Annotated in this window: 25 protein-coding genes and 4 tRNA genes; 13 read left to right on the top strand and 16 right to left on the bottom strand. The window is 64.6% G+C overall.

Annotated elements, in window-relative coordinates; translation table 11 throughout:
- Positions 1–91: 91 nt before the first annotated feature.
- Complete coding sequence (locus ACT7B3_RS10465) at positions 92–1,063, bottom strand: SDR family oxidoreductase (RefSeq protein WP_445157901.1); 972 nt, start codon at positions 1,061–1,063, stop codon at positions 92–94.
- A 156-nt stretch (positions 1,064–1,219) separates the two neighbouring features.
- A tRNA-Ala gene (locus tag ACT7B3_RS10470) sits at positions 1,220–1,295 on the bottom strand.
- A gap of 257 nt (positions 1,296–1,552) precedes the next feature.
- On the opposite strand from ACT7B3_RS10470, the gene ACT7B3_RS10475 reads away from it, so the two are divergent.
- From ACT7B3_RS10475 to nadB, 7 genes are all read left to right on the top strand, one after another.
- Complete coding sequence (locus ACT7B3_RS10475) at positions 1,553–2,200, top strand: response regulator (RefSeq protein WP_444677432.1); 648 nt, start codon at positions 1,553–1,555, stop codon at positions 2,198–2,200.
- A gap of 49 nt (positions 2,201–2,249) precedes the next feature.
- On the top strand, positions 2,250–4,064 hold the full coding sequence (gene uvrC, locus ACT7B3_RS10480; protein WP_445157902.1) for an excinuclease ABC subunit UvrC: 1,815 nt from the start codon (positions 2,250–2,252) through the stop codon (positions 4,062–4,064).
- Between the two features lie 68 nt (positions 4,065–4,132).
- A complete protein-coding gene (gene pgsA, locus ACT7B3_RS10485) occupies positions 4,133–4,681 on the top strand; it encodes a CDP-diacylglycerol--glycerol-3-phosphate 3-phosphatidyltransferase (RefSeq protein ID WP_445157903.1) in 549 nt (182 codons plus the stop codon).
- Between the two features lie 60 nt (positions 4,682–4,741).
- Positions 4,742–4,816 (top strand) — tRNA-Gly (locus tag ACT7B3_RS10490).
- 109 nt (positions 4,817–4,925) lie between these two features.
- Positions 4,926–4,999, top strand: a tRNA-Cys gene (locus ACT7B3_RS10495).
- A gap of 38 nt (positions 5,000–5,037) precedes the next feature.
- Positions 5,038–5,124, top strand: a tRNA-Leu gene (locus ACT7B3_RS10500).
- Between the two features lie 75 nt (positions 5,125–5,199).
- Entirely contained in the window at positions 5,200–6,795 is a 1,596-nt protein-coding gene (nadB, locus tag ACT7B3_RS10505; RefSeq protein WP_445157904.1) for an L-aspartate oxidase, read from the top strand.
- A gap of 11 nt (positions 6,796–6,806) precedes the next feature.
- On the opposite strand, the gene ACT7B3_RS10510 is transcribed toward nadB, so the two are convergent.
- Together ACT7B3_RS10510 and ACT7B3_RS10515 are read right to left on the bottom strand one after the other, a co-directional pair.
- Positions 6,807–7,187 (bottom strand): hypothetical protein, encoded by a 381-nt coding sequence (locus ACT7B3_RS10510; protein WP_444677429.1) that lies wholly within the window; start codon positions 7,185–7,187, stop codon positions 6,807–6,809.
- 19 nt (positions 7,188–7,206) lie between these two features.
- Positions 7,207–7,503 (bottom strand): FAD assembly factor SdhE, encoded by a 297-nt coding sequence (locus ACT7B3_RS10515; protein WP_444677428.1) that lies wholly within the window; start codon positions 7,501–7,503, stop codon positions 7,207–7,209.
- Between the two features lie 136 nt (positions 7,504–7,639).
- Here ACT7B3_RS10515 and ACT7B3_RS10520 point away from each other — a divergent pair, with 136 nt between their 5' ends.
- Genes ACT7B3_RS10520 through lapB form a run of 3 tightly spaced genes read left to right on the top strand, consistent with a single transcriptional unit; the run spans position 7,640 to position 9,522 of the window.
- Entirely contained in the window at positions 7,640–8,002 is a 363-nt protein-coding gene (locus ACT7B3_RS10520) for an integration host factor subunit beta (protein ID WP_445157905.1), read from the top strand.
- A gap of 26 nt (positions 8,003–8,028) precedes the next feature.
- Positions 8,029–8,334 carry a LapA family protein gene (locus ACT7B3_RS10525; protein ID WP_444677426.1) on the top strand — a complete coding sequence of 102 codons (306 nt, stop codon included), beginning with the start codon at positions 8,029–8,031 and terminating at the stop codon, positions 8,332–8,334.
- Entirely contained in the window at positions 8,335–9,522 is a 1,188-nt protein-coding gene (gene lapB, locus ACT7B3_RS10530) for a lipopolysaccharide assembly protein LapB (protein WP_444677425.1), read from the top strand.
- A gap of 2 nt (positions 9,523–9,524) precedes the next feature.
- On the opposite strand, the gene pyrF is transcribed toward lapB, so the two are convergent.
- Positions 9,525–10,226 (bottom strand): orotidine-5'-phosphate decarboxylase, encoded by a 702-nt coding sequence (gene pyrF / locus ACT7B3_RS10535; RefSeq protein ID WP_445157906.1) that lies wholly within the window; start codon positions 10,224–10,226, stop codon positions 9,525–9,527.
- Positions 10,227–10,415: 189 nt separating this feature from the next.
- Here pyrF and ACT7B3_RS10540 point away from each other — a divergent pair, with 189 nt between their 5' ends.
- Both ACT7B3_RS10540 and ACT7B3_RS10545 read left to right on the top strand, forming a co-directional pair.
- Positions 10,416–10,757, top strand: a complete 342-nt coding sequence (locus ACT7B3_RS10540) for a 4a-hydroxytetrahydrobiopterin dehydratase (RefSeq protein ID WP_444677423.1) — start codon at positions 10,416–10,418, stop codon at positions 10,755–10,757.
- Entirely contained in the window at positions 10,758–11,948 is a 1,191-nt protein-coding gene (locus tag ACT7B3_RS10545) for an amino acid aminotransferase (RefSeq protein ID WP_445157907.1), read from the top strand.
- Between the two features lie 73 nt (positions 11,949–12,021).
- Here the strand turns inward: ACT7B3_RS10545 and ACT7B3_RS10550 are convergent, their stop codons facing one another.
- Positions 12,022–12,819, bottom strand: coding sequence for a Crp/Fnr family transcriptional regulator (locus ACT7B3_RS10550; RefSeq protein WP_445157908.1), 798 nt, complete (start codon positions 12,817–12,819; stop codon positions 12,022–12,024).
- 248 nt (positions 12,820–13,067) lie between these two features.
- Between ACT7B3_RS10550 and ACT7B3_RS10555 the strand changes: the two genes are divergently transcribed.
- Entirely contained in the window at positions 13,068–14,585 is a 1,518-nt protein-coding gene (locus ACT7B3_RS10555; protein WP_445157909.1) for an NCS2 family permease, read from the top strand.
- 114 nt (positions 14,586–14,699) lie between these two features.
- Here the strand turns inward: ACT7B3_RS10555 and ACT7B3_RS10560 are convergent, their stop codons facing one another.
- From ACT7B3_RS10560 to accD, 10 genes are all read right to left on the bottom strand, one after another.
- Positions 14,700–15,167 carry a Spy/CpxP family protein refolding chaperone gene (locus ACT7B3_RS10560; RefSeq protein ID WP_445157910.1) on the bottom strand — a complete coding sequence of 156 codons (468 nt, stop codon included), beginning with the start codon at positions 15,165–15,167 and terminating at the stop codon, positions 14,700–14,702.
- Between the two features lie 104 nt (positions 15,168–15,271).
- Complete coding sequence (locus ACT7B3_RS10565; protein ID WP_445157911.1) at positions 15,272–16,645, bottom strand: MATE family efflux transporter; 1,374 nt, start codon at positions 16,643–16,645, stop codon at positions 15,272–15,274.
- A 100-nt stretch (positions 16,646–16,745) separates the two neighbouring features.
- A complete protein-coding gene (locus ACT7B3_RS10570; protein WP_445157912.1) occupies positions 16,746–17,330 on the bottom strand; it encodes a YceI family protein in 585 nt (194 codons plus the stop codon).
- A 37-nt stretch (positions 17,331–17,367) separates the two neighbouring features.
- Entirely contained in the window at positions 17,368–17,922 is a 555-nt protein-coding gene (locus tag ACT7B3_RS10575; RefSeq protein WP_445157913.1) for a cytochrome b, read from the bottom strand.
- A gap of 204 nt (positions 17,923–18,126) precedes the next feature.
- Entirely contained in the window at positions 18,127–19,323 is a 1,197-nt protein-coding gene (locus tag ACT7B3_RS10580; protein WP_445157914.1) for an O-succinylhomoserine sulfhydrylase, read from the bottom strand.
- 10 nt (positions 19,324–19,333) lie between these two features.
- Complete coding sequence (purF, locus tag ACT7B3_RS10585; RefSeq protein ID WP_444677417.1) at positions 19,334–20,857, bottom strand: amidophosphoribosyltransferase; 1,524 nt, start codon at positions 20,855–20,857, stop codon at positions 19,334–19,336.
- A 56-nt stretch (positions 20,858–20,913) separates the two neighbouring features.
- Positions 20,914–21,477: a CvpA family protein gene (locus ACT7B3_RS10590; RefSeq protein ID WP_444679317.1), complete on the bottom strand. Its 564-nt coding sequence runs from the start codon at positions 21,475–21,477 to the stop codon at positions 20,914–20,916.
- A 5-nt stretch (positions 21,478–21,482) separates the two neighbouring features.
- Positions 21,483–22,184: an SPOR domain-containing protein gene (locus tag ACT7B3_RS10595; RefSeq protein ID WP_445157915.1), complete on the bottom strand. Its 702-nt coding sequence runs from the start codon at positions 22,182–22,184 to the stop codon at positions 21,483–21,485.
- 19 nt (positions 22,185–22,203) lie between these two features.
- Positions 22,204–23,487, bottom strand: coding sequence for a bifunctional tetrahydrofolate synthase/dihydrofolate synthase (gene folC / locus ACT7B3_RS10600; RefSeq protein ID WP_445157916.1), 1,284 nt, complete (start codon positions 23,485–23,487; stop codon positions 22,204–22,206).
- A gap of 9 nt (positions 23,488–23,496) precedes the next feature.
- Positions 23,497–24,519: an acetyl-CoA carboxylase, carboxyltransferase subunit beta gene (gene accD, locus ACT7B3_RS10605; RefSeq protein WP_445157917.1), complete on the bottom strand. Its 1,023-nt coding sequence runs from the start codon at positions 24,517–24,519 to the stop codon at positions 23,497–23,499.
- Between the last annotated feature and the right edge of the window lie 59 nt (positions 24,520–24,578).

Genomic DNA, 24,578 nt, shown 5'->3' on the forward strand with positions numbered 1-24,578 from the left:
CGCTACCGATGGATAACGCTTCTGATAAAAAAGATAGGCGCAGGCACGAGCCTCGCCAAGGCCTGCACCCGAAAGGCGCCCGGCACCGGACCTAGCGCCTGGAGCTGCGTCCCCTGCCGGACAACCATAGCCCCGCCAGCACGCCACCCGCCAGGGCACCTACCATGGCGGCCCGACGCCGCGCGCGGCGGTTGCGATACCCCCCTTCGATACGCCGCTCGCCGCTGGGAGGAGAAAAGAGATTGCCGGAGGAGGTCGGCATGGGGCCAGCACGCTCCAGCGCCCGGCTGACCAGCCAGCCGTTCAGGGTGCTGTAGCCCGGCACCAGCGGCGACAGACAGGCCAGCAAGGCGGGCAAGCCGACGAAGGCACTGGCCCGCGGACGTTGCGCCAGCCCGACGATTGCCTTTGCCGCACGCCGCGGGTCGTAGACCGGCGGCACCGGCGTAATGGCCTTGCCGGTATAGTTGCCGCCATCGCGAAACCCCGGGGTATCCATCACCGAGGGGTAGGCATTGCAGACATGGATATGCGGCCAGGCGTGCAGCTCACCACGGAGGCTCTCGGCCAGGGCACGCAGACCGAACTTGGCGGCGCTGTAAGCAGCGGCATAGGGCTGCGGAGCGAAGGCGCCGAGAGAGATATTGTTGATCAGGATGCCGCGGCCCTGCCGCTTGAAGTGCGGCAGCACAGCATGGGCTCCGCGCAGGCAGCCCAGCAGGTCGGTCTGAATGACCTGCTCGTGCACCTCGAGCGGCATTTCGTCGAACACGCCCAGCGCACCAATGCCGGCATTGTTGACCCACACATCGATTCGCCCCGCCGTCTCGACTGCACCATCGGCCAGACGCGACATCGCCTCGGGGTCCGTCACGTCGGCCACCGCAATGCGCGCCTGCCCGCCTAGGCGATGGCAGCGTTCAGCCACCTCATGCAAGGCCTGACGGTCTCGTCCCGAGAGAAATAGCGCGGCGCCATGGCGGGCGAATTCATAGGCGCTGGCGCGACCGATCCCGCTCGAGGCACCGGTGATCACGACTACCGCATTATGCAGATTCGGCATTTCCTTGCCTCCCTGATTGGCGAACTGGCTGCTTCAGGGTAGACGACACCTTCGCCAGGTCACACCGAGACCGGCCGGCTGGCAATCGGCAACGGGGAGGAGGCAAACACGAAAAAGCCGCCTGACTGGGCCAGGCGGCTTTTTCATGAGATTCATTGGTGGAGCCTAGCGGGATCGAACCGCTGACCTCAACACTGCCAGTGTTGCGCTCTCCCAGCTGAGCTAAGGCCCCACAGCGTTCCCGCACCCGGCGAGAACGACGCAGATCATACTCACGCACCGGGGCGTCGTCAAGTTAAATTGTGCCGAAACGATAGAACTGGCGAATAGACGCTAGGTTAATTTCCCTTACGAGAAGAGTATGGCAATCTTGCCGACGTGCGCAGCGGCCAACGTCCCAGCAGCCTGGCGCCCACGCTTGTGCCGGCATGCCGCCTGCGTTACGACGTCTTCTGTCCCCAGTTTTTTTACCTGACGAGGAGCGTCAGCTTGATCAAGGTTCTCGTTGTCGATGATCATCATCTGGTGCGCACCAGCCTGGCCCACCTGCTGGCCAGCGAAGAAGACATTGCGGTAGTCGGCGAAGCCGCCAGCGGCGAAGAAGCCATCACCCTATGCCGCAAGCTCGAGCCAGACGTCGTCGTCATGGATCTGCGCATGCCGGGGATCGGCGGGCTAGAAGCCACGCGCAAAATCATGCGCAACCATCCCGATGTTCGCGTCCTCGCCCTGACGGGCTTCATGGAAGACAACTTTGCCCAGCGCCTGCTTGAAGCCGGCGCCTGCGGCTTCATCAGCAAGGATACCCAGGTCCCTGCCATGGTCGAGGCCATCCGCAGCGTGTTCGCCGGCCATCGCTATATCAGCCCGGACATCGCCCAGCGCCTGGTGCTGGCGCGCTTCGAGTCGGATGAGAATCCCTTCGACCAGCTCTCCCAGCGTGAGCTTCAGGTGGCCATGATGATCGTCAACTGCCAGCGCGTTGCCGAGATCTCCGACCGGCTGTTCCTGAGCCCCAAGACCGTCAATACCTATCGCTATCGCATTTTCGAGAAGCTCGGCGTGCAGACCGATGTCGAACTCACTCACCTAGGGCTGAAGCACGGCCTGGTCGAAGGCTTCCAGGCACCGCAATGAGCGCCGCCTTCTGGTAAGCTGGGGCGACACGCACCACCATCAGCTTGCGATGACCTTCGATTCACAGCCGTTCCTGGCCCACCTCACCCAGTCACCGGGCGTCTACCGTATGGTCGATGCCCAGGGCAACACGCTCTACGTAGGCAAGGCACGGCGGCTAAAGGCCCGCCTAGCTAGCTATTTCCGCGGCCAGCTGAATACCAAGACACAGGCCATGGTGGGCCGCATTGCCGACATCCAGGTCACGGTGACACGCAGCGAGATCGAAGCCCTGCTGCTCGAGCAAACGCTGATCAAGGAACTGCGCCCGCCGTACAACATCCTGCTGCGCGACGACAAGTCCTACCCTTTCATTTTCGTCAGCGATCGCCACCCCTACCCAGCGCTGGAGTACAAGCGAGCCCGCCGGCGCCACGACGACGGCCGCTACCTGGGCCCCTATCCCAGCAGCAGCGCCGTGCGCGAAAGCTTGTCGCTGATGCAGAAGATCTTTCGCATCCGCAACTGCGAGGACAGCGTGTTCGCGCACCGCTCACGCCCCTGCCTCCAGCATCAGATCGACCGCTGCAGCGCTCCTTGCGTTGGGCTTATCGACGAAGGCGACTACCGCCGCGACCTGGACCATGCAGTGATGTGCCTGGAAGGCCGCAGTGAACAGGTCACCGCGGAGCTAACCGAGGCCATGGAAAGCGCCAGCCGCAGCCTGGCCTTCGAAGAGGCGGCGCGGCTGCGCGACCAGATCCAGCACCTGCGCCAGCTACAGCAGCGCCAATTCGTCGATACCGAGCACGGCGATGCCGACGCCTTCGCCCTGGCCGACCGTGAGGGCGCACTATGTATCTCGGTACTCTCGATCCGCCAGGGACGGCTGCTTGGGGCGCGTCATCACACGCCGGAAAATGGCCTGGATCTTGCCGCTGACGAAGTGCTTGGCGAATTCGTCAGCCAGTTCTACCTCGGCCAGGGGCGTGAGATCCCCCGCGAAGTGATCACCAACCTGCCCCTTCCCGATGCCGGCATCGTAGAGAGCGCACTGGCTGAACGCGCCCAGCGGCGTGTACGGCTGGCGCACAAGGTGCGCGGTCATCGCAGCCAATGGCTGGAACTGGCCATTACCAATGCGCAGCAGCAGCTGGCCAGCCGGCTTGCCAGCCAGTCCGAACTCGACCGCCGCTTCGACGCCCTTCGCGACGCCCTGGGCCTGCAGCAGCCGCCCCAGCGGCTGGAGTGCTTCGACATCAGCCATAGCCACGGCGAGGCCACCGTGGCGTCCTGCGTCGTCTTCGACCGCCAGGGGCCGCGCAAGTCGGATTACCGCCGCTTCAATATCGAAGGGGTAGCGGCCGGGGATGACTACGGTGCCATGCAGCAGGCCCTGATGCGCCGCTTTCGCCGGCTTACCGAAGGCGAAGGGGTTGCCCCCGACCTGCTGCTGGTGGATGGCGGCAAAGGCCAGCTCAACCTCGCCCGGGAGGTGCTTGGCGAGCTTGGCCTTCGCCACGTCACGCTGCTAGGCGTGGCCAAGGGCACCACGCGCAAGGCCGGCCTGGAAACGCTGTTCCTGGAAACCGTGGACCAGAACCTGAACCTGACGCCGAGCTCACCGGCGCTGCACCTGATCCAGCATGTGCGTGACGAAGCGCACCGCTTCGCCATCACCGGCCATCGCCAGCGGCGCGACAAGACGCGCCGCAGCTCGGCACTGGAAGGCATTGCCGGCATTGGCCCCAAGCGGCGCCGGGAACTGCTGCGTTTCTTCGGCGGGTTGCAGGGCGTCAAGCAGGCCAGCCAGGAAGAGCTGGCCCGGGTGCCCGGCATCAGCGCCACCCTGGCCGAGACGATTCATCAAGCCCTGCATGGATGATGGCAGCGGCTACGGATAGAATGATGGACTCCCGGCAACCCAGACCTCAGGCAAGGAACATCTTTTTCATGAACATCCCCAACATCCTGACGCTGGCAAGAATCGCCTTTATCCCGCTGCTGGTGATGTTCTTCTACCTGCCCTATGCCTGGAGCATGCCGCTTGCCGCCGGCCTTTTCGCCCTTGCCTCCATCACCGACTGGCTGGACGGCTATCTTGCCCGCCGCTGGAACCAGGCCACCCCCTTCGGTGCCTTTCTCGATCCGGTTGCCGACAAGCTGATGGTGGCAGTTGCCCTGGCGCTGCTGATCGAGCGTTACGACAGCATGTGGCTGACGCTTCCCGCCCTGGTGATCATCGGCCGCGAGATCGTGATTTCCGCTCTGCGCGAATGGATGGCTGAAATGGGCAAGCGGGGCAGCGTGGCAGTATCCTGGCTGGGCAAGGTCAAGACCACCCTGCAGATGCTTGCCCTGCTGCTGCTGCTTGCCTTCTTCCCGGGCACGCCGCTCGCCCAGGTCGGCGTTGTCACGCTCCACGTGGCGGCAATTCTGACGCTTTGGTCGATGGCCCTCTACCTGCGGGCCGCCTGGCCGCACCTCAGCCGTGCCATGTAGTTGCGCTCATCAAGTGATTGACACACACCCATTTATCCGTATACTTCGCTCTCGAGTCGAGCGGGAATAGCTCAGTGGTAGAGCATCGCCTTGCCAAGGCGAGGGTCGGGAGTTCGAATCTCCTTTCCCGCTCCATTTCATGATGAAGAGCGTGTTTTGCTCAAGCCATCATCGAAAACAGAACGAGACAGGCATCAGCCGAGCATCGGCGAAATGACTCTCGATTCTGATCAAGACTCCATGAGGCTGGATGGCAGAGTGGTTATGCAGCGGACTGCAACTCCGTGTACGCCGGTTCGATTCCGACTCCAGCCTCCATTCATTTTTTCCTTCAGCTGCCTGCTCGAAACCTTGCCGCCCGGATGGCGAAATTGGTAGACGCAAGAGACTTAAAATCTCTCGGTGGTAACACCGTGCCGGTTCGAGCCCGGCTCCGGGCACCAGACGCTCCGCTATCCTGCCCTGGCATTCTTTCCTGCAAATTCGCGGTTGAATAACGTGCTGCAGCGAGAACGCGCATGTCCCGTAGCGAACACGACGTACTGGTTATCGGCAGTGGTGTCGCGGGGCTGACGCTTGCCCTGCATGCAGCCACTACCCGCAGAGTCACCCTTGTCTTTCCCGCCGATGACAGCCAGGCAGCCAGCCGCTGGGCGCAGGGCGGCATTGCGGCCGTGCTCTCTCCCAAGGATCATTTCGACGCCCACGTGCAGGATACCCTGGTGGCGGGCGACGGCCTGTGCGATGAGCGCGCCGTGCGCTTCACCGTGGAGCAGGGGCCCGCCGCCATCGAATGGTTGCTCTCGCTTGGCGTGCCCTTTACCCGCGACAGCGACGCCGGCTCCGACTACCCCTATCACCTGACCCGCGAAGGGGGCCATGGCGCCAGGCGCATCATACATGCCGCCGATGCCACCGGGCGCGCCGTGATCAACACATTGATGCAGCATGTAGCGGCGCATCCGGCAATACAGCAGCTCACGGATCTGACCGCCGTCTCGCTGATCGCCGACAGCGCAGGACATTGCCGCGGCGCACGCTGCGTCAACTCGTCGGGCCATCCGGTAGAACTGCTGGCTGCGGACACAGTACTGGCCACAGGCGGCGCCAGCGGCCTCTATCGCCACACCACCAGCCCGAACCCGGCCGGCGGCGAGGGCATGATGATGGCCGCCGAGCTCGGCGCCGAACTGATGAACCTGGAATTCCAGCAGTTTCATCCCACGTGCCTCTACGACCCGGACGGCTCGCCGTTTCTGATCAGCGAGGCGGTACGAGGGGAAGGCGGCCAGCTGTTCAGCACCGATGGGGTGCGCTTCATGCTCGAACGCGACCCTCGCGGCGAACTTGCTCCCCGAGACATCGTCGCCCGCGCCATCGACGCGGAAATGCAGCGCACCGGAGCGCCCCATGTATGGCTGGACGTACGTCATCTAGGCGAAGCGGCCATTCGCCATCACTTTCCGACCATTCATGCGCACTGCCTCAGCAGAGGCCTGGACATTACCCGCCAGCCGATTCCGGTAGTGCCCGCGGCCCACTACAGCTGCGGCGGCGTGGCCGTCGATCTCGATGGCGCCTCAAGTGTGCCGCACCTGTTTGCCATCGGCGAGACCGCCTGCACCGGACTGCATGGCGCTAATCGCATGGCCAGCAATTCACTGCTGGAGTGCCTGGTGTTTGCGCGCAGCTGCGCAGCCCGGCTGGCCGAGCGCCAGGCCACGAGCACGCTCCCGATTCGCCCCTGGCAGCCGGGCGGCCAGCGGGTCGATGAAGCGCAAGTCCAGGCCTGGCGGCTGGCGATGCGCGACATCATGAGCCGCCGCGTGGCCATCGTGCGCAGCGACAGCGGCCTGAGCGCCGCGGCCGCTGAACTCGCACAACTGAGCGATGAAGTCAGCCAAGCCGTGGAGCCGGGCAGCCTGCAGGCTTCCGCCGCGGGGCTGTGGCATTCGCTGCGGCTGGCTCGACTCACCGTGCTGGCAGCACAGTCGCGCAGGGAGTCGCGTGGGCTGCACTACAACCCCGGCTGCCCCCACCACGCCGAGACCCCGGGAAACGATCCGGCACTGCCTAGCCGGCTCCACGCCAGCGCCCTGACCGAACACGGCTAAGCCTGGGCCCATCAGCGCTGCGCCAACAGGTACCTACGCAGGCGGCGCAGCGCATCGGGCGGAGCACTGTCGGGCCACAGCCACAGGGTGCGCCCGTCGATCTGCAGCGCCAGAAGATAGGCGCCGAGGTAGCGACAGCGAAGCGTGACATCGCGCCACGCTGGATCATCCCCAGGAGGCTCAAGCTCACGCCCAGGCCTTCTGCCCGCCCCACCCTCTCGCCAACGCCAGACCAAGGAATCGTTGTCGCCCGGTAGCGCCGCGAGCTCCCCTGCCCTTGCATTACGGTTAAGGTGCCAGCCCAACCACAGCAGCCACACCCCACCCAGCGCCACCAGCCAGGGGCTGGCGAAGCGCAGCAGGGCTGCCACCACGCTCAGCGCCAGCAGCACCTGACAACCCCAGGCCAGCCTAGACGGGACGACGACTATCGTTAGCGGCATTCTCGGCATGCGCCTGGATCAGCTGCACGATACGGTGGAAGTCCGGGTTCGGCGGCGTCTCGCGCCGCATCAGCCAGGCAAACAGATCCTGGTCTTCGCCTTCGATCAGGGCGCGATAGGCCGCCTGGTCCTGTTCATCCAGCTGATCGTAGCAGTGCTCGAGAAAGGGGATCAGCAGCAGGTCCAGCTCCCACATGCCGCGGCGAGAGTGCCAGTAGAGCCGCTTGCGCTGGGCTGCGGCATCGGTGTTAGTCGCTTCGCTCAACGTCGACCTCGATTCGATAGGAAATGAAGCCAGCAGTATACCGAAGCCACCCAGCCTGGGGCAGCGCCACGCGGCCCTTTGCATCCGTTTCCATGACCATGGTCGTAGTGCGTTGTTTTATCTCGATTTGCGCAGTATGCTGGAACAAGAACAAGAATGCCGCCCAGGTCCTTCCGGACCAGGAATCGTCTGGAGAAAGCCGATGACTAAATCTGAATTGATCGAACAGATCGCCATGCGACAGCCGGAGCTTTCGATCAAGGAAGTCGAATCTGCCGTGCGCCTGATCCTTGATGATATCACCGACACGCTTGCCGAGGGCGGACGCGTCGAGATCCGCGGCTTTGGCAGCTTCTCGCTGCACTATCGCGAGCCGCGGGTCGGCCGTAACCCCAAGACCGGCGAACCGGTCGCTCTGGAGGGCAAGTTCGTGCCACACTTCAAGCCCGGCAAGGAACTCCGCGAGCAGGTCAATGCCAGCCGCGCCCTCGGCTACTAACCTTTCCAATCACAAGGGATATCCACATGCGTTGGCTCAAAGGCCTGATCCTGGCCATCATCCTGCTGGCGGTGCTGCTGGTCGGCATTCTCTTCGCCGTCAACAACCAGCAGACGGTACCGCTCAACCTCATCTGGCTGGAACTCCCTGCGGTCTCGCTATCGGTGTGGCTGCTTGCCGCCCTGGTGTGCGGTGTGCTGCTAGGCATGCTGGCGATGACAGGCGTATGGCTGAGGTTGCGTACCCTGCTTTCCCGCGAACAGCGCCTGAACCGACAGCAGCGCAAGGAGCTCGATCGCCTGCGTGTCCAGGAGCTGAAGGAACTGCCTTAAATGCCCGATGCCCTGCTGCTGGCCCTATTGGTGGCTGCCGTCGCCATCGGCTGGTGGCTAGGCCGTCGCGAGCGACGGCGGCATGAGGATCCCGCGCCATCGGCCTCGCTGTCGCGGGATTACTTCGTCGGCTTGAACTATCTCCTCAACGAGCAGCCGGACCGGGCCATCGAAACCTTTGTCGGCGCGCTTGAAGTCAACAGCGAAACCATCGATACGCATATCACCCTGGGCAACCTGTTCCGCGCCCGGGGTGAGGCGGATCGGGCCGTGAAGATCCACCAGAACCTGCTCGCCCGCCCCACGCTGACCGCGGCGCAAAGCGACCAGGTCCAGCTCGAACTCTCCCGCGACTTCCTTCACCTCGGTCTGTTCGACCGGGCCGAACGGCTGCTGCAGCAGGTGGTGCGCGAAACCGGCAGCGACGATACCCGCCTGGCGGCCAAGCGCCTGTTGGCTGACCTTTACGACCGTGAAGGGGAGTGGCAGCACGCCTTCGAGGTGGCCAACCCCGCCCTGATCCGACAGCACGAGGACATTCGCCGCTCGGCGGCACACTGGCTTTGCGAGCTGGCCGACCAGGAGCGGCATTCGGCAAGCCCCGGCCTGGCGCGCAAGCACTTGCGCCAAGCGCTGTCGATCGACCCGCGCTGCGTGCGTGCCAATCTGCTGTTGGCCGCCCTGGCCCAGGACACCGGCCAGTATCGCGAAGCCATCCGCCTGCTGATGCGCATTCCCGACCAGGACCTCGACTTCATGCCGCTCGTGCTCGAGCCGCTGCAGCACGCCTTTCTGATGCTCGACGACGAAGCGGGGCTGGTGGATGCGCTGGAAGCGCTGCTGGAGCGCGCCCATATCACCAGCCTGATCATCAGGCTGGCAGAAATCCGCCGTAAGCGAGAAAGCGTGCAGGCAGCCATGACGCTGGTCAGCGCCCAGCTCAATCGGGCGCCGAGCCTCGGCGCCCTGGACTATCTACTCGACCTTTACCAACACCAGCAGCAGGAGCACGGCACTACGGATGACCGCCTGCAGCTGCTCAAGCAGCACACCCATACACTGCTGGAGGCGCGCCCCCGCCACCGCTGCCAGCGCTGCGGCCATTCGGGGCAGCCGCTGCATTGGCAGTGCCCGCGCTGTCGCAGCTGGGGCACGACCCGTCCGATCACCGGCATCGAGGGGGAATAGCCTCAGCCCTGCTGAAGCTCCTGCTCGATCGCAGTTAACGCCGCCATTGGATCTTGCGCCTGGGTCACCGGGCGCCCCACGACGAGATGGGTGCTGCCGGCGGCCATGGCGGCGCTCGGCGTCATGACCCGGCGCTGGTCGCTCTGCTCGGCATCGCGGGGCCGAATTCCCGGCGTCACCTTGAGAAAGCTTTCGCCGCACAGCTCGGCCAGCCGGGCCGCCTCCTGCGCCGAGCAGACGACTCCGTGCATACCGCTGTCGCGCGCCAGCAGCGCAAGCCGCTCGACGTGGCTCGCCGGGGAAGCCGCAATACCGACCTCGGCCAGGTCCTCAGCTTCCATGCTGGTGAGCACCGTTACCGCGATCAGCTGTGTGGCTAGCCCATGGCGTTCAAGCCGTTCGCGAGCCGCTTCCATCATCCGCCTACCACCGCCGGCATGCACATTGACCATCCACACGCCCTGCTCCGCCGCCGCCTGCACGGCACCGGCCACCGTATTAGGGATGTCGTGGAATTTCAGGTCGAGAAAGATCTCGAACCCACGGCCATGCAGCGCTTCGATGACGTCAGGCCCGCTACGGGTGAACAGCTCCTTGCCCACCTTCACGCGGCATCGACTGGGATCCAGCCTGTCGGCGAGACACAGGGCGGCATCGAGCGAGGGATGATCCAGGGCGATGATCAGCGGCGAATCAGTGGACACGTTGAGCTCCGAAGGCATTGGATTGGGGTGGTGGGAGTATATCAGCCGAACGCACCCCGCCGATGCTGGCCAGCGGCACAACGCGCTTGGCAAACGGCGACCGATCTGCTGGCATGGAGGCAATACCGGCGACAACACACGCCTTGAACCCGACGCCGGCGGGTGTCTTATCCCGTGAGGAAGTTCGTCATGACCCGACTGTCACGCCAGCCCTGCGAGGCCTGCCGCCGCGGCTCACCCACCGTCACGCCAGCCGAAATTCGGTTGTTCAAACCGGAAGTTCCCGAGTGGCAGATCGTGGAGCGCGATGGCATCATGCAGCTTGAGCGAGTGTTTGCCTTTCCCGACTTCAAGCAGGCCTTGGCGTTCACCAATCGCGTTGGCGAGGTGGCCGAGGCCGCCGGGCATCACCCCGCACTGCTGACGGAATGGGGAAAGGTCACCGTCAGGTGGTGGACGCACAAGATCAATGGCTTGCACCGAAACGATTTCATTCTTGCCGCTAGAACCGACGACGAGGTAGCGAAATAAATGTTCGAACATATTGAGCGGGTGCCCGGGGATGCCATCCTCGGCCTGATCGAGGCCTTCAAGAAGGACACCAACCCCCAGAAGGTCGATCTCGGCGTCGGTGTCTACAAGGATGCCCAGGGCAACACGCCGGTGATGCGCGCCGTGAAGGAAGCCGAGGCCCTGCTGCTCAAGAATGAAACCACCAAGACCTACATCGGCTCACATGGCGACCCGCGCTATGCCGAGGTCGTGCTGCCAATGGTGCTGGGCCAGCAGGGTTCTGCCGTGCTCGAGGCGAAGCGTGCCAGCGCCACTCAGGCGCCGGGCGGCACCGGTGCCCTGCGCCTGGCCGCAGACTTCATCAGCGCGCAGCTGCCCGGCAAGGGAATCTGGGTCAGCGACCCCACCTGGCCGAACCACCACGGCATCTTCACCGCGGCCGGTATCAAGCTGAACAAGTACCCCTATGTCGACGCCGAGAACCGCCTCGACTTCAGCGGCATGCTGGCCGCAGTGCAGCAGATCCCGGCCGGCGACGTGATCGTGCTGCACGCCTGCTGCCACAATCCCACCGGCTTCGATCTGGATCGCGATCAGTGGCAGCAGATCCTCGAGGTGGTGCGCGAGCGCAACCTGCTCCCGCTGATCGACTTCGCCTACCAGGGCTTTGGCGAAGGCCTCGAAGAGGACGCCTACGGCGTGCGCCTGATGGCCGAGAATCTCGATGAAGTCATCATCACCAGCTCCTGCTCCAAGAACTTCGGCATCTACTGCGAGCGCACCGGCTGCCTCATTATGGTGGCGAAGAATCAGGAGCAGATGGAAAATGTGCGCTCCCAGGTGGCCATCGTGGCACGTGAGAACTACTCCAACCCGCCGGCCCACGGTGGCGCCATCGTCAGCGAGATCCTGCACTCGGCCGAGCTTGCCGCAATCTGGCGCGAGGAGCTCACCGAGATGCGCGACCGCATCAATACCCTGCGCCGGGACTTCGTCGCCGCACTGAAGCCCTACGGGCTGGATGCGAAGTACGCCTGCGTGGCCGAGCAGCGTGGCATGTTCTCCTACACCGGGCTCGAGCCGCAGCAGGTCGACCGGCTGCGTGACGAATTCGGCATCTACATGGTTCGCTCGGGGCGTGCCAACGTAGCCGGTTTCTCACATGAGAATCTGCCCTACCTGGCCAAGGCCATCGCCGCGGTCAACTGAGTCTTTTCGCGTACCCTCAACGACACCCGGGGCAGCCCGGGTGTCGTTTTATTCTTTCAGCGCACTTGCTACCTCAGCGCGATTCATCCAGCAGCCGTGCGCTTTCGCACTGGCCATTCTGGTGGCGCGGGTCATAGCCCTGAAGCAGGGGTCGCATGCTGCCGATCAGGTAACGATCATCGAAGTCCGCTTCCTCCTTGAGCGCTTTGGCGTCGGGAATCGTGACCTGATGACGGTCACGGTAGAGCAGGCCCTCCTCGCTCAGGGCGGAAAAGGTACGGCTCACATGCACCGGACTCAGCCCGAGCAGGTCGGCAAGCAGTTCCTGGGACAGCGGAAGGTGAAAGCACTGCTCTCCCGTGGCCTCCGTCTGCTGTAGCCGCTGGCAGACCTCGAGCAGGAAATGCGCCAGCTTCTGGCGCGCACTGCGCCGCGCCAGGTTCACCAGGCGCTCGGTGAGCAGCACCTGCTGGCGGCTGGCGATGGCGAACAGGATCGAGGTTAGAGTGAAGGAGTTTTCGAAGATCGACAGTAGGTTCTGATGGGGAAAGAAGCAGGCGACCCCATCCTCAGCCATCCGGACCCCTGCCAGGCGCTGCGAGAAGGCAAATTCCCTCAGCCCGATGATATCACCGGGGAGGTAGACCTCGATGACCTGGCGCGCTCCGTTCTCAAGATGACGGAAGGCGTAGGCCCAGCCCCGCTGGAGGGTACAGAAATCGCTGGCTTCATCGCGATCCTCCCACAGCACGGTGCCTGCCTTCACCGATACCGGCTGGCTCTCCAGCTCTCTCAGCAGCGCCTTTTCCCTGTCCGCCAGCGTCGCATAATAGCCGAAATGGCGGACGATGCAGCTTTCATCGTGTTCCATGGGTGGCACTCCTTTGCGTGGCTCTCATGCATAGCATGCGCCAAGACGGGTTCGAGTCCCAGCCCAAATGGAACAGCGTAGATGGCCTAGCTAAACGGAATAGCCCAAGCGGAATGGCAGCGGTCGCCGCCTAGCGGAACGAATCTGTGGTAGCCTCGCCAGGCGAAGACGCGACAGCTGAGCGTTCCAGCAGCGTGACCAAAAATGATACTGTCTTGTATACAACCCAACAATACACGAGGCTAACCATGGCGGCTTCCCCTGTGCACTATCCCTGGTACAAGAAGGAGGACACTGACGCCTTTTTTGCGCTGTTCCAGAACAACATTGCCAACTTCGTCATCATTGCCATCACCATGCTCGGCATGGGCTTCTCCCCCGCCATCGTCTTTGGCCAGGTGCTCCCCGGCGCGGCGATCGCCGTCATGGTCGGTAACTTTTATTACGCCTGGAGCGCGGCCCGCCTCGCGCACAAGGAGAACCGAGCTGATGTCACGGCACTGTCGTACGGCATTTCCACGCCGGTCATGTTCGTCTTCCTGTTTGGCGTGCTGCTGCCGGCCAAGCAGCTGACCGGTGACGCCGAGCTGGCCTGGAAGATCGCTGTTGCCGCCTGCTTCATCAGCGGCGCGATCGAAGCCGCCATCAGCCTGATCGGGCGCTGGGTGCAGTATCACCTGCCGCGGGCCGCCATGCTGGGCGCCGTCGCCGGCGTGGCACTGACCTTCATCGCCGGCGAGATGCTGTTCAAGACGCTCGAGATGCCGGTGATCGGCCTGCTGGTCCTGGCCATCATCATCGTCGGTCTCGTCGCCCGCGTAGCGATGCCGTTCCGCCTGCCCACTTCACTGTTTGCCATCGTCATCGGTACCGCCATGGCCTACCTGATCGGCGACGCAGGGAGCGAGCGCTTCAGCGACGCCTTCCGCCACCTGGGCTTCTACCCACTGCTGCCCAATATGGCCTGGTTCGAGGGACTGGGACTGCTGTTCACCGGCATGCTCGCCATCCTGACCGTGGTGCTGCCGATCACGCTCTACAACGCCATCGAGACCATGAACAACGTGGAGGCCATGGAAGCCGCCGGCGACAAGTACGACGTGCGAGAATGCCAGGCCGTAGATGGCGCAGGTACCATGATCGGCGCCCTGTTCGGCGGCGTCTTCCCCACCACGGTATACATCGCCACGGTCGGCGCCAAGTGGATGGGCGCCGGGCGCGGCTACAGCCTGCTCAATGGTGCGGTATATGCCCTGGCCACCATGTTCGGCCTGATCGCTGCGCTGGCGGCCATCATCCCCGTCTCGGTCGTGGCGCCGATCCTGGTATTCGTAGGCATGTCGATGGTAGCGACCGCCTTCCAGAGCAACGACACCCGCTACTATCCCGCCGTAGCGCTGGCCATGCTGCCCTACTTCGCCAATTACGTGATGACGCGTTTCAACAACGCGGCAGGCGAGACGGTGCAGGGCATCTCGGCCGGTATCGTTCCGCTCGGCCAAGGCGCCATGTTCATGGCGATCCTGCTTGGCGCCATGACAGTCTCGGTGATCGACCACCAGTTCCGCCGGGCCGCCGCCTTCGCCGGCATAGCCGCCCTGTTTTCCTTCATCGGCCTGATGCACGCGCCCAGACTGTCGTTCAATGCCGCCTGGGACTTCACCCTTGGCTACCTGGTGATGGGTGCGCTGTTCCTCTACTTTGCCTGGCAGCAGCAGAAGCTGGGCGCGCCGCAGAAAGCGTACAGCCCCCCCCCGGGCGACTGAACGCAGCCGTCGGAAAACAAGTGGCCCTGCCAATAGGCAGGGCCACTTGTTTTTGGCCTTGGCCCTGAGGCACCAAAACCATCGGCCAGCGCATCGACTGGCCAGCGGGGGAGCTTACTGGATCGGCTGGCCGCCGCCCTGCTGCTGCTGCATCTGGTCTTGCATCTGCTGCATCTGGCGCTGCTGCTCGGCGATCTGCGCGTCGAGCTGCTGGCGCTGCTCTTCAGTGAAGACCGCTTCCACCTTGGCCTGCAGCAGCACCGTTTCGGCCGTGATCTCGCCGGTCAAGGCACCCAGGCGAGAGGCATCATCGCGAATGGCCGCCTCGTCATAGTTGGGCTCCACATGGCTGCCGAGCCGGACCTGCAGAGCCTGGGCCTCCTGCTCGAGCGGTGCGATGCGAGCCTCGGCATCCCCCATGAGCTCGCGGATCTCCTGCTGCTGATTCTCATCCAGGTCGAGCAGCTCGGCCAGTTGCCCGACCTGATCACCCTGAGGTGGAGCCTGCATCTGCTGAGCTACGGCACCCGTGACGATGCCCAGGGAAGCCAGTGCCGCTATCAAGAACTTCATTACCGTCATTACGTTCTCCATTCGTTTCGACGTACATGTATGGCGCCAATAGGCGCCATCACGTTCCTACCCTGACAGCAGAATACGCCAGGGGTTCGCAATCGCTGCCGGGTTCAGCCTGCCCGCGTGCGCTGGGCCGGCGCCACACCGCCCTGCCGGGCGTCATACTCCCTCTTTATCCTGCCCCGCAGCATGCACCAGGCCACCACACCGGCCAGCCCATTGCCCAGTGCGGCACCCAGCGCCAACCCGAGGAGTCCGCCCCACTGGGTGCCGAGCCAGAGTGCAGGCAGATAGAAGACGAACAGCCTGGCGGCGGAAAGCAGCATGGAGCGCAGCGGCCAGCCCAGCGCGTTGCCAGCGGACACTGTGAGCATGCAGACCCCGAGCCAGGCATAGCTGGGCAGCATGAAGCGAATCAGCGTGGCCAGCTCATGGCGCACTTCCGGATTGCCCGAGAGCAGCAGCGCCACCCAAGGTGCCAGCGCCGCCAGGACCAGGCCAAGCCCCAGCTGCCAGACCAGCACTACCCTCAGTGCCAGGCGCAGCAGCCTGTCGATCTGCTGCCAGTCGCCGGCGCCGTAGCAGCGGCCGAGCCACGGCGGCAGGGACATTGTCATCGCCAGTACCACCATTAGCGATAGCGTTTCCAGCCGGCTTGCCAGGCCCCAGGCCGCCACTGAACTCTCACCCAGGCCGGCGACGATCGATACCGCCAGCATGGCCGCCAGCGGCGGCATGAGCTGGCCCATCATGGCTGGGGCGGCAATGGCCAGGAAGGGGCGCGCCGACTGACGCACCTCTGAGGCAAGCCCCTGGCGGGCCAGCCAGCGCGTGCCCGCCAGACGCCGCCCCACCAGCAGCAGTCCGCCGAAGAAGGCGATAGCCGTGGCCCAGGCAGCGCCTGGCAACCCCAGCCCCGGCAAGGGGCCGAAGCCAAAGATCAGCAGCGGATCGAGCAGCAGGTTCAGCAGGCTGGTGATGACCATCATCTTGCCTGGCAGGCGCGTATCGCCATGCGCACGAAACAGGCTGTAGATGAAATAAAGCACCGCGCCCAGCCATGCCGACAGCAGCTGGGGCGCCCAGTAACCACGGATCAGCTCACGGGCCGAGTCATCCGCGCCAAGTCGCTGGAAGATCGGCATCTGCCAGAACCAGAGCCCCAGCGCCAGCAGCGCGATTCCCAGCGTTCCCGCCATCAGCACCAGCGTGCCGAGCCGGCGGGCACGCTCGGTCTCGCCGGCGCCCAGGGCCCGCGAGATAAGCGCAGCAATGGCGATACCGAGCCCGACCTGAACGCCAATGATCAGAAAGGTCAGCGGAAAGGTGAAAGTCAGTGCTGCCAGCGGCGCCGTACCCAGACGGGCGATGAACGCGCTGTCGACCAGCTGGAAGCCCAGCAGCGCCAATACGCCGATGGCCATCGGCCAGGTCTGGCGCCACAGCGTTACGCCGAGGGAGGGTGAAGAGCCTGTCGATGTCACTCGCAAGACCTGAAAGGAAAAGGAACGATAATGGTATTCGTATAACGCACAACGCCACCGCCGGCAGAACCGGCGGTGGCGCAGGCAGCGTCAGCGATTATTACTGACGAACGCCTTCGAAAGTCACATAGAGCTCCAGCTCATGCATCACTTCAGGGAAATCGCTCATGTCGATGCCGAAATCGGCCAGTGTCAGCATGGTCGAGCCCTCGAAGCCGGCACGGTAGTTGCCCCAGGGATCTTCGCCCTCGCCCATCAGGCGCACGGGCATCTCGATTTCACGGGTCTCGCCCTTCAGGGTTAGGTCGCCGGTGAGCACGCCTTCGTTGTCGCCGGTCGGCTCGAAGCCAGTGGAGACGAAGGTGGCAGTCGGGTACTGGCCGGCGCTGAGGAAATCGTCGCTCAGGAAGTGGCGGTCACGCTCGGCATGGTTGGAGTTGAGGCTGTTGACCTGCACCTCCATCTCGACGCTGGCTGACTCAAGATCATCGGCGTCATAGTGGAAACGACCCTGGAACTCCTCGAAGTTGCCGAGAATGTAGGAATACCCCAAGTGATTGATCTTGAATTGGATGAAGGCATGCTGCCCTTCGGTATCCACAATGTACTCTTCGGCGAGGGCCTGGCCGGCCGTGGCCAGCGCAGCAGCGCTCAGCGCGGTGACGAGTGCGGCTTTCTTGAACATGAGGTCTCTCCTTGGTTACCACCCGCCGGGCGGGCGTTCAATGTCGACGTGCACGTGCCGGAGTCAGCATGCGCGCCAGGGTATCATCACGATTGACGAAATGGTGCTTCAAGGCAGCCAGAACATGACCGGCGGCCAGCAGCATCAGGGCAAGGGCGCTGTACCAGTGAATCTCACCGGCAATGGCGGCCTGGTTAGGCAGATGGCTGATCAAGGCCGGCACCTCGAACCAGTCGAAGACGCTGATGCCACGCCCCCGCGCGGTAGAGATCAGGTAACCGCTCAGCATGACCACCAGCAGCAGGACGTAGAGCAGCACATGGCCCAGGTGGGCCGCCAGCCGCTCAAACCGGCTCCCCCGCGCCTGCGGCGTGGGCTGCCACAGGCGCCAGGCGAGGCGCAGCAGGGTGGCAAACAGCAGCAGAATCCCGATGGAGCGATGCCACCAAGGTGCGCGGTTGTACCAGGGGTCGAAATAGCCGAGCCCGGTCATCCACCAGCCCAATAGGAAAAGACCGACGATGACGAGCGCGCTGAGCCAATGCAGGCTCATGCTGATCAAACCCCACCCCGTTCGGGTATTGCGCCACATTGCCTGGCTCCAGCGATTCGATTGATAGGCAAAGCGTACCGCAGCGCATCATTTGCTTCTGCTGAAAAAAGCCGAACACAGCGTTCGTAAAAATCGCTCGTCGCTGTGACAGCGTAGGCGGTCTGGCGCACGACAGACAGCGGGGCGACACCTGTAGGTGTCGCCCCGCAATTAAGAAAGGCTGCTGGCAAGCGCGAAGATGCCTCAGCCGAGCCGATCGAGCCCGCGTGCAAGGTCGGCGCGAATGTCGTCGAACGCCTCGAGCCCCACCGCGATCCGCACCAGCCCCTCGCGGATACCCGCCGCCTCCTTCTGCGGTTCGGAGAGGCGCCCGTGCGTCGTGGTAGCCGGATGGGTGATGGTGGACTTCACGTCGCCCAGGTTGCCGGTGATGGAGAGCAGACGCGTGGCATCGATCACCGACCAGGCCGCCTCGCGCCCCCCCTTGACCTCAAAGCCTAGCACCGCACCGAACGCCCCCTGCTGCCGCTTGGCCAAGGCATGCTGCGGATGGTCGACCAGGCCACTGTAGTGCACCTTGGCCACCGCCGGATGCGCCTGAAGCCATTCGGCCAGCGCCAGGGCGCTAGCACAGTGGGCGCGCATGCGCAAGCTGAGCGTCTCCAGGCCCTTGGTGAAGATCCAGGCGTTGAAGGGGCTCAGGCAGGGGCCGCAGGTGCGCACCACGCCAAAGACCTCCTCGAGTTCCTTGTGACGGCCCACCACCGCCCCCCCCACAGCGCGACCCTGCCCGTCCAGGTACTTGGTGGCCGAATGGATGACCAGGTCGGCCCCGAGCGCCAGCGGAGTCTGCAGCGCGGGCGTAAGGAAGCAGTTGTCGATGGCCAGCAGCGCGCCGTGGCGCTGGGCGATCTCAGCCAGCGCGGCGATATCGACCAGCTCGGAGAGCGGATTGGAGGGCGTCTCGGCGAACAGCAGCCGCGTCTGCGGCGTGATCGCCGACTCCCAGGCGGCCAGGTCGGCCAGCTCGACATAGCGGGTGGTAATGCCAAGCTTGCCGAAGTACTTGTCGAACAGGCTGATCGTGGAGCCGAACAGCGAGCGTGACGCCACGATCTCGTCGCCGCTCTTCAGCAGGGCGAGCACCGTGGAGAGGATCGCCGCCATGCCGGAGCTGGTCGCCACGCAGCGCTCGCCGCCCTCCAGCGCTGCCAGGCGTCGCTCGAAGGTGTGCACCGTTGGATTGGTGAAGCGAGAGTAGATGTTGCCCGGCTCTTCGCCACCAAACTTGCGCGCCGCTTCCGCGGCGCTGCCATAGACGAAGCTCGAGGTCGGAAAGATCGGCTCGCCGTGCTCCTGCTCATGGGTGCGCTGGTGGCCGGCGCGAATGGCCAGGGTTTCCAGCGCCCACTGCGTGTCATCGGGGGTTTCGTCGTACATCCTGACCACCTCAATCGTCGATGTCGTCATCCTGATTGTGCATGCCCACGAGCGCATGCGCACCGACGCTCTGCTCTTGCTTGGCGGAGTCGTTGCGGGAGGCTTCCAGGGCCGAGAGGTAGCCGGCGTCGATGTCGCCGGTAATGTAGCGGCCATCAAACACGGAGCAGTCGAAGATCTCTAGGTGCGGGTTCACTTCTCGACAGGCTGCCTTGAGGTCCTCCAGGTCCTGGTAGAAGATGCGGTCGGCGCCGATCAGCTCACCCACCTCGGCCTCGCTGCGACCATGGGCAATCAGCTCCGAGGCTGCCGGCATGTCGATGCCGTAGACATTGGGGTAGCGCACCGGGGGAGCCGCCGAGGCGAAGTAGACCTTGTTGGCACCGGCATCGCGCGCCATCTGGATGATCTGCTTGCAGGTGGTGCCGCGCACGATGGAGTCATCCACCAGCAGAACGTTCTTGCCCTTGAACTCGACGCCGATGGCGTTGAGCTTCTGGCGTACCGATTTCTTGCGCTGGGTCTGCCCCGGCATGATGAAGGTACGACCGATGTAGCGGTTCTTCATGAAGCCTTCGCGGTAGGTCACGCCCAGGTGCTGGGCCAGCTCCAGCGCCGAGGTCCGCGAGGTGTCCGGAATGGGGATCACCACGTCGATGTCGTGTTCCGGCCACTCGCTGCGAATGCGGTCGCCCAGCTTGCGCCCCATCTGCATACGGGTACCGTAGACGTAGGCGCCATCGAGAATCGTGTCGGGGCGCGCCAGGTAGACGTGCTCGAAAATACAGGGAGCCAGCAGCGGAGCATCGGCACACTGCTGGGTGTGGAACTCACCCTGCATGTCGACGAAGATCGCTTCACCCGGCGCCAGGTCGCGATGCAGCTCGAAGCCGCCGACGTCCAGGGCCACCGACTCGGAGGCGATCATCACCTCCTGGCCATTGCCTTCGTCGCGGGTGCCGAACACCACCGGGCGGATGCCGTTGGGGTCGCGGAACGCAACCAGGCCGACGCCATTAATGATCGCTACGGCAGCATAGCCACCGCGGCAGCGTCGATGCACGCGGCGTACCGCATCGAAGATGTCGCCGGGCGACAGGTGAAAGCCCTGCTTGCCAAGCTCATGAGCGAAGACGTTGAGCAGCACCTCGGAGTCGGAGCTGGTGTTGATATGGCGCAGGTCCGAGGAGAACAGCTCCTGCTTGAGCTGTTCGGAGTTGGTCAAGTTGCCGTTGTGCGCCAGCGCAATGCCGTAGGGCGAGTTGACGTAGAACGGCTGGGATTCCGCCTCGCTGGACGAACCGGCGGTGGGGTAGCGCACATGGCCAATCCCCAGGTTGCCCTGCAGGCGCGCCATATGGCGGGTGTGGAACACGTCGCGTACCAGACCGTTGCTTTTGCGCAGCAAGAAGCGGCCATCGCTCCAGGTCATCATGCCGGCGGCATCCTGGCCGCGGTGCTGCAGCACCGTCAGCGCATCATAGATCGCCTGATTCACGGTCTGCTTGGCCAGAAGGCCTACGATACCGCACATTCCACCTTACCTCGCTTGCAGGATGCCGGCCGCGGCCGGCGTAAGAAATGCATGGGTCAATTCTGGGGTTCGCCAGGCGCGGCGCCGTTGCCGCGCTCCGGCCAGGACAGGTTGCGCCAGTCCTGTGGGCTGTTGGGCACACGCCCCTCCCAGGCCTCGAGCTGGCTGACCGACCAGTCGCGCAGCTGTTCGAAGGTCGGTCGCAGCTGCGCCTGCTGCCAGGCCTGCAGCTGTCCAAGCGGCGTCAGGCTGATGAGGATGGTGGCCAGCACCAGCACCGCGCCGCCGCGAGCCATCCCGAAGCAGGCCCCGGCCACCCGGTTGAGCAGGCCCATGCCCACCCACTCCACCGCTGCGTGCACCATACGGATCACGATACCGCACAGCAGCACGACGCCAAGAATCACCAGCACGAAGGCCAGCACCAGCCGTCCATCGGGGCTTTCGATCAGCCCGGACAGCATGTCCGCCACCGGCTCGGCGAGCAGGCGGGCAGCCAGCAGCGCGATGATCCAGGCCGCCAGCCCCAGCCCTTCGCGAACGAGTCCACGCATGAACCCCGCCAGGGTCGACACCGCCAGCACGGCGAGGAAGAGCCAGTCGAGCCAGGTCAACATCATCTCGTTCACTCTCTCACCCGCACCAGCAGCCCCTGGAGATTGGCACGCTCCTTGAGCTCGGTCATGGCCCGCTCACCGGCCTCCGACGAAGCATAGGGACCCACATAGACCGTGGTCATGTTGTTGTCCCGCCTGCGGCTGTAGGCCGAGAACCCCTCTTCGCGCAGGCGCGCCTGCAGCCGCTCGGCATTTCCCGCCTCGCCAAAGCTGCCGACCTGCACCGCCCACTCGCCCGACGCTGCCGTGGGCGAAGGCGCGGTGCTAGGCGCCTGGGCGGTTTCGACGCGCTGCGATGCCTGCCGCGCCAGGTCGGCAATGGGGTCGGCCTGGGCCGGCGGCGTCGAGGGCTGGGGCGCCGGCGGTGTGACCACGGCCGGCGCTTGCGCGGCTTGGGCCGGTGCCGACGCGGGCGGTTCCACCACGGGGGGGACCTGCACTTGAGGCTCAGGCTCTGCTACGGGCTCACCAGGCTCGACCGGCGCTTCGACCAAGGTGCTGCCCGGCGTGCGAATCTGACCGAGGCTGGCAGGCGGCTGTGGATCGGGCACGTCGCGACGCTCGACCGGCACCGGCTGCTCGATAGTGAAAACGGGCTGAGGACGTTCGTCGCGCGGCGCCGGTTCGTCAAACAGCATAGGTACAAAGATGATGGCCAGCGCGACCAGTATGACGGCCCCGCTGATCCTCTCGCGCATTCCGTACTTCATCATGCCCTCCTGCCCCTGGCTATGCTGTCTGCTGTTGCCGCCATGTCAGAACGGCCGCAACGGTAAAGAAGGAGCCGCAGACCAGTACACGATCCTCTGCCGCCAGGCGCTCCGACAGCCAAGCGGCGCCCGCCTCGGGCGAATCCGCCTGCCAGGCCACCTGTTCGCCCCTGGCCTGCAGGCGATGCGCCAGGTCTTCGGCGCTGCGGCCGCGCTCGCCGGCCAGGCCTACCGCTACCCAAGCGTCGACAGCCGGCGCCAGCGCCGCTATCACGCCATCGGCATCCTTGTCGGCCAGCATGCCCAGCAGCACCCAGGTACGCCCCGCGCTGGGCAGTGCTGCCAGCCGCTGGGCCAGGTAGGTCGCCGCATGAGGATTGTGGCCCACGTCCAGACACCACTGGCCCAGCCACTGCATGCGGCCCGGCAGCGTGACGCCGCGCAAGGCTCGGCGGCAGCACGCTGGGTCCAGAGCCACGTCGGCGGCGGCCAGCGCCTGCAGCGTGGTGGCGGCATTGTCCAGCGGCAGCCCCGGATCGGGCAAGTCGTCCAGGCTCAGACCACCGCCCGACGCGCTAGTGCCCTGCCAGCGCCAGGTTTCGCTGTCGCCTTGCCAGGTAAAGGCTTCGCCGAGCGCCGAGACGGGTGCCCCCAGCCCTTCGGCCACGCCACGAACGCTTTCAGGCAAGGCTCGGCTGCCAAGGATTGCAGGACGCGAGGAGCGCAATATACCGGCCTTTTCGCGGCCGATACCCTCAAGATCGCTACCAAGGAAGTCGGCGTGATCGAGTGCAATGGTGGTGATGACGGCCACATCGGCATCGATCACGTTGACCGCGTCGAGCCGCCCACCGAGGCCGACCTCGAGCACGGCAAGATCGGGCGACCGTTGCGCAATGGCCCAGAACGCCGCCAGCGTGCCTGCCTCGAAGTAGGTCAGACTGACCACGGGCGCCTGTTGCCTTGCCGTTTCCACGGCCTCGAAGCCGGCCACCAGCGTGGCATCGTCGGCGTCATCGCCGTCCAAGCGCAGGCGTTCGTTGTAGCGCAACAGATGCGGGGAGGTGTAGGCAGCCGTCGAGAGCCCATGCGCCCTGCCCAAGGCCTCGAGCATGGCGACGGTAGAACCCTTACCGTTGGTACCGGCCACGGTGATGATGCGGGACGCCAGGCGCTTTTGCAGCAGGCCCATGCGGCGAGCGACCTCGGCTACTCTGTCGAGGCCGAGGTCGATGCCCACCGGGTGGACCTGTTCCAGATAGCCGAGCCAGGCGTCCAGCGTGCGCGATGACGGGGAAGGCATCACGTAGGATCAGCGCGCCGTGTCGTTGCGATCGGGAGCGTTGGACGGCTGGTGCGCCTCATCGGCATCCGGTGCATCGGGCTCGGCGGCGAGATAGTCGCCCTCCTCGATCCGCTCGGCGCCAGCCTCCTCCATCCGCTCCGCCTCCGGCATTTCCGCTTCCTCCAGCCCCAGAGGCGGCTGGTGGGTCAGCTTGCGCAGCACCGCCCCCAGGCGGTCACGCATCTCGCCGCGCGGTACGATCATGTCCACCGTGCCGTGCTCAAGCAGGAATTCACTGCGCTGGAAGCCCTCTGGCAGCTTCTCGCGCACGGTCTGCTCGATGACGCGCGGACCGGCGAATCCGATCAGTGCATTGGGCTCGGCCACGTTGAGATCGCCGAGCATGGCCAGCGACGCCGAGACGCCGCCGAATACCGGGTCGGTGAGCACCGAGATATAGGGCACGCCGGCCTGGCGCAGGCGCTCCAGCGCCGCCGAGGTCTTGGCCATCTGCATCAGCGAGAACAGCGCTTCCTGCATGCGCGCGCCGCCCGAGGCCGAGAAACAGATGAACGGAATCCGCTCCTCAAGCGCCAGGGTAGCGGCACGAACGAATTTCTCGCCCACCACGGCCCCCATGGAACCGCCCATGAACGAGAACTCGAAGGCCACCACCACCACCGGCAGGCCGTTCAGGCTCCCGCGCATGGCCACCAGGGCATCCTTCTCGCCGGTTTCTTTCTGGGCCGCATTGAGGCGGTCCTTGTACTTCTTGGAATCGCGGAACTTGAGGCGGTCCACCGGCTCGAGGTCGGCCGAGATCTCCTCGCGCCCTTCCTTGTCCAGGAACCAGTCGAGCCGCTTGCGCGCCGTCAGGCGCAGGTGGTGGTCGCACTTGGGGCAGACGTTGTGGTGCTTTTCCAATTCAGGCAGGTAGAGCACCGCCTCACACTTGGGGCACTTGCGCCACAGGCCATCGGGCACGCTCGCCCGTCGGTCCTTGCGCTGAATCCGTCCCATGGAGGGAACGATCTTATCGAGCCAGCTCATGTCAGAAAGACTTCCGTATGCTGTAGCGCCCGGCTGTACCGGGCGTTTGAGTCAGAACC

Source organism: Halomonas sp. E14 (genome assembly GCF_052568415.1).

What these genes read in the sequence shown, in the direction of transcription:
- ACT7B3_RS10465 (WP_445157901.1), bottom strand. Translation starts at nt 1,063, where the DNA reads ATGCCGAATCTGCATAATGCGGTAGTCGTGATCACCGGTGCCTCGAGC.
- uvrC (WP_445157902.1), top strand. Translation starts at nt 2,250, where the DNA reads ATGACCTTCGATTCACAGCCGTTCCTGGCCCACCTCACCCAGTCACCG.
- pgsA (WP_445157903.1), top strand. Translation starts at nt 4,133, where the DNA reads ATGAACATCCCCAACATCCTGACGCTGGCAAGAATCGCCTTTATCCCG.
- nadB (WP_445157904.1), top strand. Translation starts at nt 5,200, where the DNA reads ATGTCCCGTAGCGAACACGACGTACTGGTTATCGGCAGTGGTGTCGCG.
- ACT7B3_RS10520 (WP_445157905.1), top strand. Translation starts at nt 7,640, where the DNA reads ATGCTGGAACAAGAACAAGAATGCCGCCCAGGTCCTTCCGGACCAGGA.
- ACT7B3_RS10525 (WP_444677426.1), top strand. Translation starts at nt 8,029, where the DNA reads ATGCGTTGGCTCAAAGGCCTGATCCTGGCCATCATCCTGCTGGCGGTG.
- lapB (WP_444677425.1), top strand. Translation starts at nt 8,335, where the DNA reads ATGCCCGATGCCCTGCTGCTGGCCCTATTGGTGGCTGCCGTCGCCATC.
- ACT7B3_RS10540 (WP_444677423.1), top strand. Translation starts at nt 10,416, where the DNA reads ATGACCCGACTGTCACGCCAGCCCTGCGAGGCCTGCCGCCGCGGCTCA.
- ACT7B3_RS10545 (WP_445157907.1), top strand. Translation starts at nt 10,758, where the DNA reads ATGTTCGAACATATTGAGCGGGTGCCCGGGGATGCCATCCTCGGCCTG.
- ACT7B3_RS10550 (WP_445157908.1), bottom strand. Translation starts at nt 12,819, where the DNA reads ATGGAACACGATGAAAGCTGCATCGTCCGCCATTTCGGCTATTATGCG.
- ACT7B3_RS10555 (WP_445157909.1), top strand. Translation starts at nt 13,068, where the DNA reads ATGGCGGCTTCCCCTGTGCACTATCCCTGGTACAAGAAGGAGGACACT.
- ACT7B3_RS10560 (WP_445157910.1), bottom strand. Translation starts at nt 15,167, where the DNA reads ATGACGGTAATGAAGTTCTTGATAGCGGCACTGGCTTCCCTGGGCATC.
- ACT7B3_RS10570 (WP_445157912.1), bottom strand. Translation starts at nt 17,330, where the DNA reads ATGTTCAAGAAAGCCGCACTCGTCACCGCGCTGAGCGCTGCTGCGCTG.
- ACT7B3_RS10575 (WP_445157913.1), bottom strand. Translation starts at nt 17,922, where the DNA reads ATGTGGCGCAATACCCGAACGGGGTGGGGTTTGATCAGCATGAGCCTG.
- ACT7B3_RS10580 (WP_445157914.1), bottom strand. Translation starts at nt 19,323, where the DNA reads ATGTACGACGAAACCCCCGATGACACGCAGTGGGCGCTGGAAACCCTG.
- purF (WP_444677417.1), bottom strand. Translation starts at nt 20,857, where the DNA reads ATGTGCGGTATCGTAGGCCTTCTGGCCAAGCAGACCGTGAATCAGGCG.
- ACT7B3_RS10590 (WP_444679317.1), bottom strand. Translation starts at nt 21,477, where the DNA reads ATGATGTTGACCTGGCTCGACTGGCTCTTCCTCGCCGTGCTGGCGGTG.
- ACT7B3_RS10595 (WP_445157915.1), bottom strand. Translation starts at nt 22,184, where the DNA reads ATGAAGTACGGAATGCGCGAGAGGATCAGCGGGGCCGTCATACTGGTC.
- folC (WP_445157916.1), bottom strand. Translation starts at nt 23,487, where the DNA reads ATGCCTTCCCCGTCATCGCGCACGCTGGACGCCTGGCTCGGCTATCTG.
- accD (WP_445157917.1), bottom strand. Translation starts at nt 24,519, where the DNA reads ATGAGCTGGCTCGATAAGATCGTTCCCTCCATGGGACGGATTCAGCGC.